We start from the raw sequence: 13,057 nt of genomic DNA on the forward strand, positions 1-13,057 counted from the left end.
CATTCGGCTCCGCCGTCGATTCCGCCGTCTTGTACCGGGCGCGGGCGCGGCGGCCGGCGCGGCGTGCATCATCTGCATGGGCGCGGCCGTCAAGGTCTTGGCGACCCGGATCTTCAGGCCCGAATGCTCGACCTCGATCTCCGACAGGCCGGTCTCCGTCAGGATGTCCGCCAGTCTGCGCACCAGGCGCGCGTCAATCGGGTCGGCGGCGGGAGCCTTGGGAGGGCTAGCCATGGAGATACCTTCGCTTCTTACTTTGAGGCTTCGCCGACGAGGCCCGCGGCGGCCTCGATGGCTAGTTCATAGCTCGCGGCGCCGAAGCCGGAGACTGTTCCGGTCGCGGCGAGAGAGACGTAGGTCTGATGGCGGAACGCCTCGCGGGAGGCCGGGTTCGAGAGGTGGCACTCCACCACCGGCACGCCCACCGCCTTCAGCGCATCGAGGATCGCCACCGAGGTGTGGCCGTAGCCCGCCGGATTGATCACCAGGGCGGAGCCTTCGGTGCGCGCCTCCTGGATCCAGTCGATCAGCTCGCCCTCGTGGTTCGACTGGCGGAAGACGATCGAGCAGCCCAAGGCGGACGCGCGGGCTTCGCAGAGCCGCTGCACGTCTTCGAGGGTTTGGTGACCGTAAATCTCCGGCTCGCGGGCGCCCAGGAGGTTGAGATTGGGCCCGCTCAGCACATAGATCGGTTTCGACATTCGGCTCCGCCGTCGATTCCGCCGTCTTGTACCGGGCGCGGGCGGGGGTCACAAGCTTGGTGGACCCGAGGCGATGAATGGGAGGCCGCCGATGAACCTGACCGTCAACGGAGAGCCGCGCGCATTTCCGCTGCTGGCCGACCTCGCGGCCCTGGTGACTGAGCTCGGCCTTGACGGGCGCAAGGTGGCCATCGAACGCAACCTGGAGATCGTGCCGCGCTCGGCCTATGGGAAGACAAAGCTCTCGGACGGCGACCGGATCGAGATCGTGCATTTCATCGGAGGCGGCTGACATGGACGGCTCTGTCCACACCCCAAAGACTTCTGAGGACACCTGGTCCGTCGCGGGCCGCACCTTCCGCTCGCGGCTGATCATCGGCACCGGCAAGTACAAGGACTACGCGCAGAACGCCGCCGCGGCCGAGGCGGCCGGCGCGGAGATCGTCACGGTGGCGCTGCGCCGCGTGAACCTTTCGGATCCCAGCCAGCCGATGCTGGTCGACCATGTGAAGCCCGACCGCTTCACCTTCCTGCCCAACACCGCCGGCTGCTTCACCGGCGAGGATGCGGTGCGCACCCTGCGCCTGGCCCGCGAGGCCGGCGGCTGGGACCTCGTCAAGCTCGAGGTGCTTTCCAACACCAAGCACCTCCTGCCCGACATGGAGGAGACGCTGCGGGCGCTCAAGCTGCTGATCGCCGACGGCTTCCAAGTGATGGTCTACTGCAGCGACGACCCGGTCTACGCGAAGAAGTTGGAGGATGCGGGCGCCGCGGCCATCATGCCCGCGGCCGCCCCCATCGGTTCGGGCCGCGGCATCCAGAACTTCCTCAACCTCGGCCTGATCATCGAGCAGTCGAGCGTGCCGGTGCTGGTCGACGCCGGCGTCGGCACGGCGTCCGACGCGGTCCTGGCCATGGAGATGGGCTGTGACGCCGTCCTGATGAACACCGCCATCGCCGAGGCCCGCGACCCGATCCGCATGGCCGTTGCGATGAAGCACGCGGTCATCGCCGGCCGGGAAGCCTTTCTGGCCGGCAGGATGCCCAAGCGGATGTACGGCGACCCGTCGTCGCCGCTGGCGGGGCTGATCTAGGCGGTTCAAGCCGCCCGGGCGAGCACGCGTTCGACGTCGAGTTCGGGCGAGAGGCCGAGACCGCGCAGCATCTCCTCCCGCTCGGGGCCGCCGCGCGGACGGTAGGCCGCGGCGTTGCGCTCGCGCCCGCGGGCCCAATAGCCCAGCACCTTGGCGAGGTTCTTCGGTCGCCGCAACCAGGCCTGCGGGTCCTCCAGCATGTGGAAGCCGCGCAGCGCCGCGCGGAAGAGGTCCACGTCCGAGCGCACGGCGATCGCCACCCCGTCCTCGAAGAAGCGCTTGGTGACCCGGCTCTTCAAGCTCGGCCGGTAGCCCGGGGTCAGGGCCTGACGCGCGCGGCGGACGGCGCTACGGTCGGCATCGCGCATGGCGTCGTAGTAGGAGCGCAGTTCCCCCCCGACGCGCCGCTGGTAGGCTTCCAGGCGGGCGCCGGGATCGCTGAACATCTGCAGGGCGTCGCGCAGCAGGTGGGCGCTGACCGCGGCGAAGGAGCAGCCGCGCCCATAGAGCGGGTTCGAGCGCACCAGGCTGTCGCCCACCGGGAAGAAGCCGCTGACGGCGGCGCGGCCGCCGGGCGTCAAGTCGCGCCAGCGGCTGTGCAGGTCGCCCATGCCGAACACCCGGCTGATCGCCGTCGATGTCGCCGGATCGACCCAGGGCGCCAGGCCCGGCAGCCGCGCGCAGGCTCCGTCGAACACCTGTGGATCGACGACCTTCTTGCGCAGCTCCTCCTCGATTTCCGGCACGCAGAGCGTGATCGAGAAGCAGCCGTTGTCGCCCGGAAATACTCCGAACTTCAGATATTCCAGGTCGCCGGTCAGCGGCGCCTTGCTCCGTTCCGGCTCGGAGACGCCCGGGTTCAGCCGATAGTGCCGGGTGAAGTAGAGGATGCCGCAATCCTCGGTTTCTTCGCCGATCGTCGCGCCGGCCTCGATCAACTGTTCGACCGCCGCGGAGGTGCGGCCACCGGCGTCGATCACCAGGTCGGCGCTCAGCTCGCGACGGCCCTCTGAGTCTTCGACGATTAGGCCAGTCACCGCGGGGACTGGCCCCGGCGCCAGGATCAGCTCCCGGACGAACACGCCCGACCGGACCTCGACATTCGCCTGGCGCTCCACATAGCGGCGCATGATCAGCTCCAGCGTCGTGCGCCGGCTGGTCAGCACGGCGAGGTCCCGGTCCACGGGGTCGGGCACATAGCTGAGCCGGTGGATGTCGGTGAGCCCGCCTTCGAAGCCGAGGTCGCGGCAGCCGGCGTCGAGCAGCTCGGTCAGCAATTGCGGATGCTCGTCGCGGATCAGGATGTGCAGGCGGGCCAGGAACGCGTGGCTGTGGCGCAGGTGGCCCACGCCGCGCCGGCTCCAGCCCTCGAAGGCCGCGTCCGGTCCGCCCGCCGGCGGCGGTGGATCGCGTTCGAGCAGGACCACCTGGCGCCCGGTCGGCGCCAGCGCCAGCGCCGTCCAGAGCCCGGCCATACCCGCCCCGATCACCAGCACCCGTTCGGCCATGTCGCTGTTCCCCGCCGCTGTCCCGGCCACCCTAGCGCAAGATCGCGCCTAGCTCGTGGTCTTCGCCGGATTGGTCCCGGCCCGCGCCGAGGCGATGGCGGCGCGCAGGGCGCTCATGTCGGCGCCCGGGATCATGGTCTGGCCGACGATGAAGGCCGGGGTGCCGTCGATCTTCAGGGCCACGGCCAGGGCATGGGTATCGAGGAGCTGGCGCGCGATCAGCGGCCGGTCGGCATCCTTGCGCGCGGCGGCCGCGTTGACGCCCACCTCCGCCAGGTGGCGGTCCAGCGCTGCGTCGTCCAGCGCCCGGTCGGCCATCAGCGCCTTGTAAAGCTCGACGCCCTTGGCCTTGGCGGAATCGGTCAGGGCGATCTTGGCGGCCGTGTCGGAAACTTCGCCGAAGATAGGGAATTCCTTGAAGACGAAGCGGACATCGGGGTTTTCGTTGATCAGCTTCACCACTTCGGGGGCCGCCAGCTTGCAGTAGCCGCAGCGGTAGTCGAAGAACTCGACGACCGTGATCTTGCCGTGCGGATTGGCCACGAAGTCGCGGTTGTCGCGCTCCAGCTGGCCGCGGTACTTGTCGATGGCCACGGTCGAGGCCTTCAGCGCCGCCAGCCGGTCGTTTTCGGCCAGCTTCACCGCCGCCTCGCGGACCACCTCGGGGTGGGCCATGAGGTAGGCGTGCACCTTGTCGCCGAAGGCGTCGTCGAGCTTCTGGCAGCCGGAAAGCGAAACCGCGGCGGCCAGGGCGGCGGCAGTGCGAAGAGCAAGGGTCATGGCAGCCACATAAGTCGGCATTTCGTCCTTTGATAGGCGTCAGAGGGTCAGGCTAGCGGACCTGCGCGCCGGCGATGGAGCCCTCGCGCGCCAGGTCCTTCAGGTCGTCCTTGCTCGGCTTGGAGACCAGCACGATGTCGGTGGCGCGCCGCCATTCGGGGCTGTCCTTGGGCAGCCGCTCACGGGCGCGGACGGCGAACTCGCGGGCCTGGCGCATGTTGCCGATGTTGTACTGGTATTCGGCGGTGGCGAGGCGGGCCATACCCTCCTGGCCGCGCTTGTCGTAGGCCTCCGCCAGCATCCGCCAGGCGGCGGCGTTGTCGTTTTCCTGGGTCAGCGCCTTCCTCAGCTCGACGATGCCCTCGTCGACCTTCTTCTTGTCCTCGAGGGCGATCAGCGTCTGGCCAAGGTTCATGCGCAACAGCGGCGCGTCCGGCTTCAACGCCACGGATTTTCGCTGAGGCTCCTCGGCCTCGTTCATCCGGCCAAACTCGAAGAGGATCTGACCTTTCAGCTCCCAGAGGTACGGATTGTTGGGCTGGTCGGCCAAGAGCGCGTCCACCCGCTTCAGCGCCTTGTCCGGCTCCTTCAGCTGGTAGTAGGCGATCGCCCGCGCATAGCGGGCCGGATACGAAGTGTCCTTCTCGTCGTACTTGGTCATGGCCACCTGCGGATTGATGAAGCCGTCGAGCTTGGCCTTCATCACCTCATGCTCGGCCATCGCCTCGGGGGGGTCGATCTGGCCGTAGTGCGGCAGAGCGGCCACCCTGATTTGCAGGGCCTCGATGCGGTCCGAGGACAGCGGGTGGTCGATGAAATACTTGTAGCGGCGGTACTGGGCGAAGACTTCCTGGTACCGGTAGTTGTCGAAGAATTCCGCCAGGCCGCGCCCGGAGAGGCCGGCCTTTTCCATGAGGGTGGCCCCCGCCTGATCGGCGCGGCTTTCCTGCTCGCGGCTATAGCCGGCGGCGCCAAGCGCGCCAAAGTAGGGGGCGCTGGTGATCAGACCGGCCGCGGCGTCGCCGGAGCCTGCGAGGGCCGCCAACACGCCGAGGCCCATGGTCAGGATCATCGGCACCATGCCGGCGCGTTGCATCTCGCCCGAGCGGAAACTGTGGCCGCCCGCCAGGTGGCCGACTTCGTGGGCGATGACACCCTGCAGCTGGTTGGGGTTCTTGGCCTGCAGGATGAGGCCGGTGGTCACCATCATCAGCCCAGGCGCGGCGGCGGCGTTGGGATCCTTCGCGCCGATCAGGATGATCTGGATGCCCTTGGGATCGATGCCGGCCGCCTGGAAGATCGGCGCGGCGTCGCGGTGCAGGATGTCCTCGATCTCGGTGTCGCGGATCAGCGTCTCGCCGGGGCCCAGCTGCGCGGCGGCCAGCCCCGGCCGCAGCACCAGGCTTAGGCCCAGAGCCGCGGCCAGCGCGAGGCGGAAAACCGAACGGGCAGAGGACGCCATGCTCACCTCACTGCGCCCCTTGCAATCCCCGATTCGAGCCTAACGCGTCATCCGCGCCGCCACCAGCCTCTGCGCGGCGCGGCGGGCGGGGCCGAGATCTCCGCCGGGTCCGGGGCGCGCGGCGCGGCGGCGATCGGTTCAGGTTCCGACGCAGCGACCACTTCCGGCGCCGCCTCGGCCGCGACCTCGGCCACTGGGGTGGCCTTGGCCTTGGCGCGGCTAGCCCGCGGCTTCCGGCCGGCCGGCGGGGCGTCGGCATTGGCGGCTGCCGGCTCCGGCGGAGGCGCGGGCTCCGGTGCGGCGATCGCCTCGGGCTCAGGCGATGCAACCGGCGCCGGAGCCTCGGCCACGGCCTGGTCGGCGGAAGCCTCGCCGCCACGGCCCCGGCCGCGGCCGCGGCGGGCCCGCTTGGGCCTGTCTTCGGTCGGGGGCAGTTCGACCCAGATCTCCTCTTCGCCGTCGGCGCGGTGCTGAGCGGTCGAAGGCGCCGGCATAGACGCCTCGGCGGCCACGCTCGGCGGCTCACGCAGGTCGTTGGCGGGCGTGGGGGCCGGCGCGGACGCGGCGTCGTGCTTCATGTCCTCGGAGGGGTCGTACCAGACGAACGGATCGTCGCCGTAGGGCACCCAGGGCCGGGTCCAGGCGAAGGCGTCGGTCGGACGGCCGTCCTCGCGCATCCGCCGGCCGCCTCTGCGGCCGCGGCGGCGCCGGCGGCCCTGGCCGCCGTCCTCCTCACCGTCGCGCGGCGCCTCGGATGGACGCGGGGCAGGGGCGGCCGCCCCGGCTTCGCGGGGTTCGCCGTCGCGGCGTCCACGGCGGCGCCGGCGGCGTCCGCGGCGGGCGCCTTCGCCCTCCTCGTGGCCTTCCTCGTCGCGGTGCGGCCGATCCTCGCGGCCGCGGGCGACCACGGGCGGCTCGTCGTCGTCCGTGTCCTCGCGCTCGACCGCCTCTTCGTCTTCCTCTTCCTCGTCCTCGAAGGCCTCGTCGTCGTAGCCGTCGTCGACCATCGGCTCATAGGCCGCGGTCGGCGGGACGATGGCGGCATGGTCAGGCCGCTGCTCCGTCGAGGTGCGCTCGATCAGGCATTCGGCGTGCGCCATGTCGTCGTCCACCACGACGGTGACGAACAGCCCCAGCGTTTGCTGCAGGCGCGCCAGGTGCGCCCGCTTCTCGTTGAGGATGTAGAGGCCGACCGCGCGCGGCGCCTTCAGCGTCGCCTCGCCGCCGCCCTTCAGGGCCTCGATCTCCAGGGTGCGCAGCGCGGCCAGCGCGCTGGACTCCACCGAACGCACCCGGCCTGTGCCGCCGCAGTGCTCGCAGACATGGGTGGTGCCTTCCAGCACGCCCGAGCGGCGGCGCTGGCGGCTGATCTCCATCAGGCCGAAGGCGCTGATCTTGCCCATCTGCACGCGGGCGCGGTCGTCCTTCAGGCAGTCCTTCAGCTTCTTCTCGACGGCGCGGTTGTTCTTCGACTCGTCCATGTCGATGAAGTCGATGACGATCAGGCCGGCGAGGTCGCGCAGCCGCAGCTGCCGGGCGGCTTCCTCCGCCGCCTCCATGTTGGTCTTCAGCGCCGTGGCCTCGATGTTCCGCTCGCGGGTCGAGCGGCCGGAGTTCACGTCGACGGCGACCAAGGCCTCGGTCTGGTTGATCACCAGGTAGCCGCCGGAGCGCAGGGGCACGACCGGCGAATAGATCTGGCTGAGGTGGTCCTCGACCCTGTGCTTGACGAACAGCGGCGTCGGCTCGCGGTACAGCTGCACCTTCTTGGCCTGGCTGGGCATCAGCATGCGCATGAAGTCGCGCGCTTCCTTGAAGCCGGCCTCGCCCTCGACGAACACGCCGTCGATGTCCTTGTCGTAGAGGTCCCGGATCGCCCGCTTGACGAGGTCTTCCTCCTCGTAGATCAGCGCCGGCGCGATCGAGTGCAGGGTCGTCTCGCGGATGTTTTCCCACAGACGCAGCAGATAGTCGTAGTCACGCTTCAGCTCGGCCTTGGTGCGCTTGGCGCCGGCGGTGCGCACGATCAGGCCCATGCCCTGCGGCACGTCCAGGCTTTGCACGATGCCCTTCAGGCGCCGGCGGTCGGTGGCGGTCTCGATCTTGCGGCTGATGCCGCCCCCTCTTGCCGTATTGGGCATGAGCACGCCGTAGCGGCCGGCCAGCGACAGGTAGGTGGTCAGCGCCGCGCCCTTGTTGCCGCGCTCTTCCTTGACGACCTGCACCAGCATGATCTGCCGACGGCGGATCACTTCCTGGATCTTGTACTTGCGCATCAGCCGCCGGCGGCGCCGGGCGACCTCTTCCTCCATGACGTCGTCATCGTCCTCGGAGGCGGCTTCGTGATCCTCGTCCTCGTCGTCGGCCCCGGCCTCGGCGCCCGCGCTTCCGCGACGGCCGCGCGGCTCGTGGTGGTCGTCTTCCTCCTCGGCCTCTTCGCGCATCGGCGCTTCGCGGTCGGCGACCGGGATCTGGTAGTAGTCCGGGTGGATTTCGTTGAAGGCCAGGAAGCCGTGGCGATTGCCGCCGTACTCGATGAAGGCCGCCTGCAGCGACGGCTCAACGCGCGTCACCTTGGCGAGATAGATATTCCCCCTGAGCTGCTTCCGGTTGGAACTTTCGAAATCGAACTCTTCAACACGGGTTCCGTCGACGACCACCACACGCGTCTCTTCCGCGTGGGCTGCGTCGATCAACATATTCTTGGACATTAAGATTATCTCCGCGGCGCGCGCTGGACGTCAGGTCCAGGCGCAGCCGGCTATTTGTGGGAAGGGCGCGCGCGCCGCCCGGGAAGACGCCGAAAGCGGCGCCTTGGGGGGCTTGAAACCGGTGAATGGCTTGAGCAGCGCTGCCCATCGAGTGTGTTCCTAGGCGCGTCGGGTGACGCGGATCGGATAATGCGTCGGTCGCCGGGAATCGGTCAGGTGACGCGGGGTTGTTCGCGCGACCCCTTCGCCCCGCAAGAACGCGAGAGGCGGTTTGGCGCGCCGCGGGACATTGCAACAGCGGGCCGCAAAAGGAAAGCCGAACCGAAACGCCGCACCCTGCGAGCCCAGGTTAACCATTTGTGTACCCGCCAAGCGCGTATATGGCTCTTGACGCGGTGGTTACCAAACCCCTCAGGGGCGAGGCTAGATGCTGGCTGGGGCCGGACGGATCTTTGTGCGGAATAGGGTGCGTGCGGTCTTCGCCGCGGCCGCCGTCGCCGCAGGCGTCGCCGCCGTCATCGCCGCCTCCCATGCCGCCGCCTCGATCGGCGGCCTGCTGAAGGTCCGCCTGGGCGGCGACGAGCAGCAGACCCGGCTGGTCATGGACATCGACCAGGCCGCCAGCGCCAAGCTGCTCTCGGACGGCTCGGCCGACGGCCACGCCGTCCTGTTGCTGCCAACCGTCTCGGCGCAAGGCGGCCTGCAGGGTTCCGGCCAGGGGCTGGTGAAGGCCTGGGCGATCGAGCAGACCCCGGCGGGCGCACGCCTGCAGATGGACCTCGCCGCCAGCGCCAGGGTCAGGGCCCGCTTCCTGCTGCCCCCCGCCGACGGCATCGACCATTACCGCTATGTGGTCGACGTCGTCTCGCAGGCCGGCGCCGTGCGGCTGATCAGCAATCCCAATCCCGGCGCCGCGGTCGGCTTGCAGCTGCGGCCCCAGATCGCCCCCTCGCAGGTCTTGCCCGTCTCGCTCAAGAAGGTGGTGGTCATCGATCCCGGCCACGGCGGCCACGATCCCGGCGCCACCGGGGCCCTGGGCTTCGAGAAGGACGTCAACCTCGCCGCCGCGCTGGCCTTGAAGGCTCGGCTCGAACGCTCCTCCCGTTACCGCGTGGTGCTGACCCGCCAGGACGACACCTATGTGCCGCTGGAGACCCGCGTGCGGATCGCCCAGCGCGCCGGCGCGGACCTGTTCATCTCGCTGCACTCCGACTCCGGCCCGGACGCCACGCTGCGCGGCGCCAGCGTCTACACCCTCTCCGACAAGGCCTCGAACCGCGCCGCGCGCTTCGTCAGCCGCGACGACTGGTTCATGAAGGCCAGCCTCACCGGTGATCGCGGGGTGAGCGACATCCTCTTCGACCTGACACAGCGCGCGACCAAGAACCGCTCGGCGGCCTTCGCCCAGACCCTGGTCGGCCGCATCGAGGGCAAGGCGCCGCTGCTGCGCCGCAGCCAGCGGGACGCCGGCTTCATGGTGCTGCTGGCGCCCGACGTCCCGGCCGTGCTGTTGGAGATGGGCTTCGTGACCAATCCCGACGACGAGGAGTTTCTGCGCGATCCGCAGCGGCGCGGGCGGCTGATGAACGCCGTCGGCGATTCCATCGACGACTACTTCGCCCAGGCCACGCGGCTTGCGTCGCGCTGACGCGCGCCTGCTGACGCCCGTTGGCGCCGCTGACGAAGCCCGCTAGACCGGCTGCGCAAGGCGCGGGGCGCTTCTGGAGACCGCAAGTCCGTTGACCACCCCTCGCGAAAAATGGGTCGCGATCGCCGGCGTCACCGCGCTGGGCCTGATCGCCGCGGCAGGCTTCGCCATTGCGATCTGGGCCGCGTGGCTGTTCCACGACATGCCGGACGCCGGCGACCTGGCCGACTATCACCCGCCGACGGCGACGCGCGCCTACGCCTGGGACGGCACCCTGATCGGCGAGTTCTCCCGCGAGCGGCGTATCTTCGTGCCCTATGACGCGATCCCGGCCCAGCTCGCCCAGGCCTTCCTGGCGGCGGAAGACCGCAACTTCTTCAAGCACTCGGGGCTCGACTACGCGGGCATCATCCGCGCCAGCGCCAAGGACATCGTCAACATCGCGCAGGGCCGGCGGCTGGAGAGCGGCTCGACCATCACCCAGCAGGTCGCCAAGAACATCCTGCTCACCAACGACGCCACCATCGGCCGCAAGCTGAAGGAAGCGCTGATCGCCCAGCAGCTGGACGGCACGCTCACCAAGGAGCGGATCCTCGAGCTCTACCTGAACGAGATTTGGCTGGGCTACCGCTCCTATGGCGTCGGCGCGGCGGCCTACAACTACTTCGGCAAGTCGATCACCGACCTCGACCTCGCCCAGTGCGCTTATCTGGCCTCGCTGCCGAAGGGGCCGGACAACTACCACCCGATCCGCCGCAAGGCGCAGGCGATGGGCCGCCGCAACTGGGTGCTGGACCAGATGGCCGAGGCCGGCTGGGTGACCCGCGCCCAGGCCAACGCAGCCAAGCAGGAGGACCTGGTCGTCCAGCCGGAGCCCACGCGGGCCAAGTACCGCGACGCTGACTATTTCGTGGAAGAGGTCCGCCGCCGCAGCCTGGCCACGCTCGGCCCCCGCCTGAACGAGGGCGGCTACTACATGCGGACCACCTTGGACCCGCGCCTGCAGAGCGCCGCCCGCACGGCGCTGATGGACGGGCTGGAGCGCTACGACCACCGCCACGGCTGGCGCGGCGCCTGGGGCCACGTCACCACGCTCACCGGATGGGAAGACGTGGCCAAGAAGTCCGCCAAGCCCGCCGAGCGGCGCACCTGGCGCCAGGCCGTGGTCACCGAGGTCGGCGGCGGGACCGTCCATGTCGCCACTATCGAAGGCGTGACCGGAACGCTCGTACCCGCCGACGTGGCCTGGGCCCGGGCCGGCAAGGGCATCGGGACCGGCGACCTGATCTTCGTCGCGCCCGACGACGCCGGCGGCCCGGCGTTCCGGCTCAAGCAGGTGCCGGCGGTCAACGGCGCCCTGGTCGCCATGGACCCCGACTCCGGCCGCGTGCTGGCGATGGTCGGCGGCTATTCCTTCTCGCTCTCCAGCTTCAACCGCGCGACCCAGGCGCTGCGCCAGCCCGGCTCGGCCTTCAAGCCGATCGTCTACGCCACCGCGCTGGAGAACGGCTACACGCCGGCCAGCGTGGTCATGGACGCGCCGATCTCGCTCGTCGGCGCCAACGGCCAGGCCTGGACGCCGGAGAACTACGAGCACGACTACCTTGGCCCGCTGCAACTTCGCAAAGGCCTGGAGCTCTCGCGCAACACCATGACCGTGCGGCTGGCCCAGGGCGTCGGCATGCCGAAGATCAGCGCCGCGTCGATCCGGCTGGGCGTCGTGTCGAAGATGGAAAACGTCCTTGCCATGGCCCTGGGCGCCGGCGAGACCACGGTCTTCAAGCTGACCGCCGCCTACGCTTCCTTCGTCAACGGCGGCAAGAAGGTCGAACCGCACCTGATCGAACTGGTGCAGGACCGCGAGGGCAAGACCATCTTCAGGGCGGACCTGCGCGACTGCAACCGCTGCGACATGGGCTTCAACGGCGACGAGAGCCCGCGCATCCCGGTGTCAGGGGCCCAGGTCTGGGACCCGATCACCGCCTACCAGATCACCTCCATGCTGCAAGGCGTCGTGCAGCGCGGCACGGCCGCCGCCGCCTCGGTGCTCGGTCGGCCCACCGGCGGCAAGACCGGCACCACCAGCGAGTTCCGCTCGGCCTGGTTCGTCGGCTTCACGCCCCATCTGGTGGTGGGCACCTACATCGGCTTCGACGACAATCGCAGCCTGGGCAACGGCGAGACCGGCGCGCAGGCGGCGGTGCCGACCTTCATCGACTTCATGAAGGAGGCGAACAAGTACTACCCCGCCGACGACTTCAAGCCGCCGGCCAACGCCAAGTTCGCCATGGTCCGCGGCATCCGCGAAGCCTTCCGGCCGGGCACCGAGCCCAGGGTCGCCGACGCAGGCGATGTCATCGGCGGGCCGCAGCCCTACAACAAGGTCTTCCAGAACGGCCTCACCGGCGCGCCCAGCGCGGCCTCCGCGGTCCAGCCCGCGCCGCCGCCGAAGAAGCCGGACGACGTCACCGGCTTGTACTAATGGGCGGCACAGCCTATCTGGCCCGCCCAACCGTTTCGGGAGAATCCCCATGAGATTGGATGTCGAGGCCGCCAAGGCCGACATCGAGCAGTCGATCGAACTGCTCAGGAGGCGTCTTTGACTGGGAGCCTGCGCTCCGCAAACTCGACGAGCTGAACGCCCGGGTCGAGGACCCGACCCTTTGGGACGACGCCGCGGCCGCCCAGGCCCTGATGCGCGAGCGCACGCGGCTCGCCTCGCAGATCGACGCCGTACAGTCGCTGGAACGCGACCTGGCCGACGCCCTGGGCTACGCCGGGATGGCCGACGAGGAGGGCGACGAAGCCTCGCTCGAGGAAGCTCGCGTCCAGCTCCGCGGCCTGAAGGAGCGGGCCGGGCGGGCCGAGCTCGAGGCCCTGCTGTCCGGCGAGGCCGACGGCAACGACGCCTTTGTGGAAATCAACTCCGGCGCCGGCGGCACCGAGTCCTGCGACTGGGCCGGCATGCTGCTGCGCATGTACACCCGCTGGGCCAACGCCCACGGCATGACCGTCGAGTTCCTGGTAGAGACCTCTGGCGACCAGGCGGGGATCAAGTCGGCGACCCTGCAGGTCAAGGGGCCCAACGCCTACGGCTGGCTGAAGACCGAGGCCGGCGTCCACCGCTTGGTGCGCATCTCGCCGTTCGACAGC

9 protein-coding genes and 2 pseudogenes are annotated in these 13,057 nt (G+C 69.6%); 5 read left to right on the forward strand and 6 right to left on the reverse strand.

Annotation, left to right across the window (positions count from 1 at the left end; translation table 11 throughout):
• A pseudogene (locus JWP28_RS07680) lies at positions 1–234 on the reverse strand (hypothetical protein); the annotation flags it as partial.
• A gap of 17 nt (positions 235–251) precedes the next feature.
• Positions 252–701, reverse strand: coding sequence for a type II 3-dehydroquinate dehydratase (gene aroQ / locus JWP28_RS07685; protein ID WP_299541731.1), 450 nt, complete (start codon positions 699–701; stop codon positions 252–254).
• A 91-nt stretch (positions 702–792) separates the two neighbouring features.
• Between aroQ and thiS the strand changes: the two genes are divergently transcribed.
• Together thiS and JWP28_RS07695 are read left to right on the forward strand one after the other, a co-directional pair.
• A complete protein-coding gene (gene thiS, locus JWP28_RS07690; protein WP_299541733.1) occupies positions 793–993 on the forward strand; it encodes a sulfur carrier protein ThiS in 201 nt (66 codons plus the stop codon).
• Between the two features lies 1 nt (position 994).
• On the forward strand, positions 995–1,795 hold the full coding sequence (locus tag JWP28_RS07695; protein ID WP_299541735.1) for a thiazole synthase: 801 nt from the start codon (positions 995–997) through the stop codon (positions 1,793–1,795).
• 5 nt (positions 1,796–1,800) lie between these two features.
• Here the strand turns inward: JWP28_RS07695 and JWP28_RS07700 are convergent, their stop codons facing one another.
• Genes JWP28_RS07700 through JWP28_RS07715 form a run of 4 tightly spaced genes read right to left on the reverse strand, consistent with a single transcriptional unit; the run spans position 1,801 to position 8,256 of the window.
• Positions 1,801–3,303 carry an FAD-dependent oxidoreductase gene (locus JWP28_RS07700; RefSeq protein WP_299541737.1) on the reverse strand — a complete coding sequence of 501 codons (1,503 nt, stop codon included), beginning with the start codon at positions 3,301–3,303 and terminating at the stop codon, positions 1,801–1,803.
• A 48-nt stretch (positions 3,304–3,351) separates the two neighbouring features.
• Positions 3,352–4,083 (reverse strand): DsbA family protein, encoded by a 732-nt coding sequence (locus JWP28_RS07705; RefSeq protein ID WP_299541739.1) that lies wholly within the window; start codon positions 4,081–4,083, stop codon positions 3,352–3,354.
• 52 nt (positions 4,084–4,135) lie between these two features.
• Complete coding sequence (locus JWP28_RS07710) at positions 4,136–5,545, reverse strand: M48 family metalloprotease (RefSeq protein WP_299541741.1); 1,410 nt, start codon at positions 5,543–5,545, stop codon at positions 4,136–4,138.
• Between the two features lie 47 nt (positions 5,546–5,592).
• Positions 5,593–8,256 (reverse strand): ribonuclease E/G, encoded by a 2,664-nt coding sequence (locus JWP28_RS07715; RefSeq protein WP_299541743.1) that lies wholly within the window; start codon positions 8,254–8,256, stop codon positions 5,593–5,595.
• A gap of 466 nt (positions 8,257–8,722) precedes the next feature.
• Here JWP28_RS07715 and JWP28_RS07720 point away from each other — a divergent pair, with 466 nt between their 5' ends.
• The 3 genes and pseudogenes from JWP28_RS07720 to JWP28_RS07730 all read left to right on the forward strand — a co-directional run.
• A complete protein-coding gene (locus JWP28_RS07720) occupies positions 8,723–9,904 on the forward strand; it encodes an N-acetylmuramoyl-L-alanine amidase (protein WP_299541745.1) in 1,182 nt (393 codons plus the stop codon).
• 91 nt (positions 9,905–9,995) lie between these two features.
• On the forward strand, positions 9,996–12,386 hold the full coding sequence (locus JWP28_RS07725) for a penicillin-binding protein 1A (RefSeq protein ID WP_299541747.1): 2,391 nt from the start codon (positions 9,996–9,998) through the stop codon (positions 12,384–12,386).
• A gap of 49 nt (positions 12,387–12,435) precedes the next feature.
• A pseudogene (locus tag JWP28_RS07730) lies at positions 12,436–13,057 on the forward strand (PCRF domain-containing protein); the annotation flags it as partial.

The sequence above is a fragment of the Phenylobacterium sp. genome (assembly GCF_028290885.1).
GTDB lineage: Bacteria > Pseudomonadota > Alphaproteobacteria > Caulobacterales > Caulobacteraceae > Phenylobacterium.

What these genes read in the sequence shown, in the direction of transcription:
- JWP28_RS07700 (WP_299541737.1), bottom strand. Translation starts at nt 3,303, where the DNA reads ATGGCCGAACGGGTGCTGGTGATCGGGGCGGGTATGGCCGGGCTCTGG.
- aroQ (WP_299541731.1), bottom strand. Translation starts at nt 701, where the DNA reads ATGTCGAAACCGATCTATGTGCTGAGCGGGCCCAATCTCAACCTCCTG.
- JWP28_RS07710 (WP_299541741.1), bottom strand. Translation starts at nt 5,545, where the DNA reads ATGGCGTCCTCTGCCCGTTCGGTTTTCCGCCTCGCGCTGGCCGCGGCT.
- JWP28_RS07705 (WP_299541739.1), bottom strand. Translation starts at nt 4,083, where the DNA reads ATGACCCTTGCTCTTCGCACTGCCGCCGCCCTGGCCGCCGCGGTTTCG.
- JWP28_RS07715 (WP_299541743.1), bottom strand. Translation starts at nt 8,256, where the DNA reads ATGTCCAAGAATATGTTGATCGACGCAGCCCACGCGGAAGAGACGCGT.
- thiS (WP_299541733.1), top strand. Translation starts at nt 793, where the DNA reads ATGAACCTGACCGTCAACGGAGAGCCGCGCGCATTTCCGCTGCTGGCC.
- JWP28_RS07695 (WP_299541735.1), top strand. Translation starts at nt 995, where the DNA reads ATGGACGGCTCTGTCCACACCCCAAAGACTTCTGAGGACACCTGGTCC.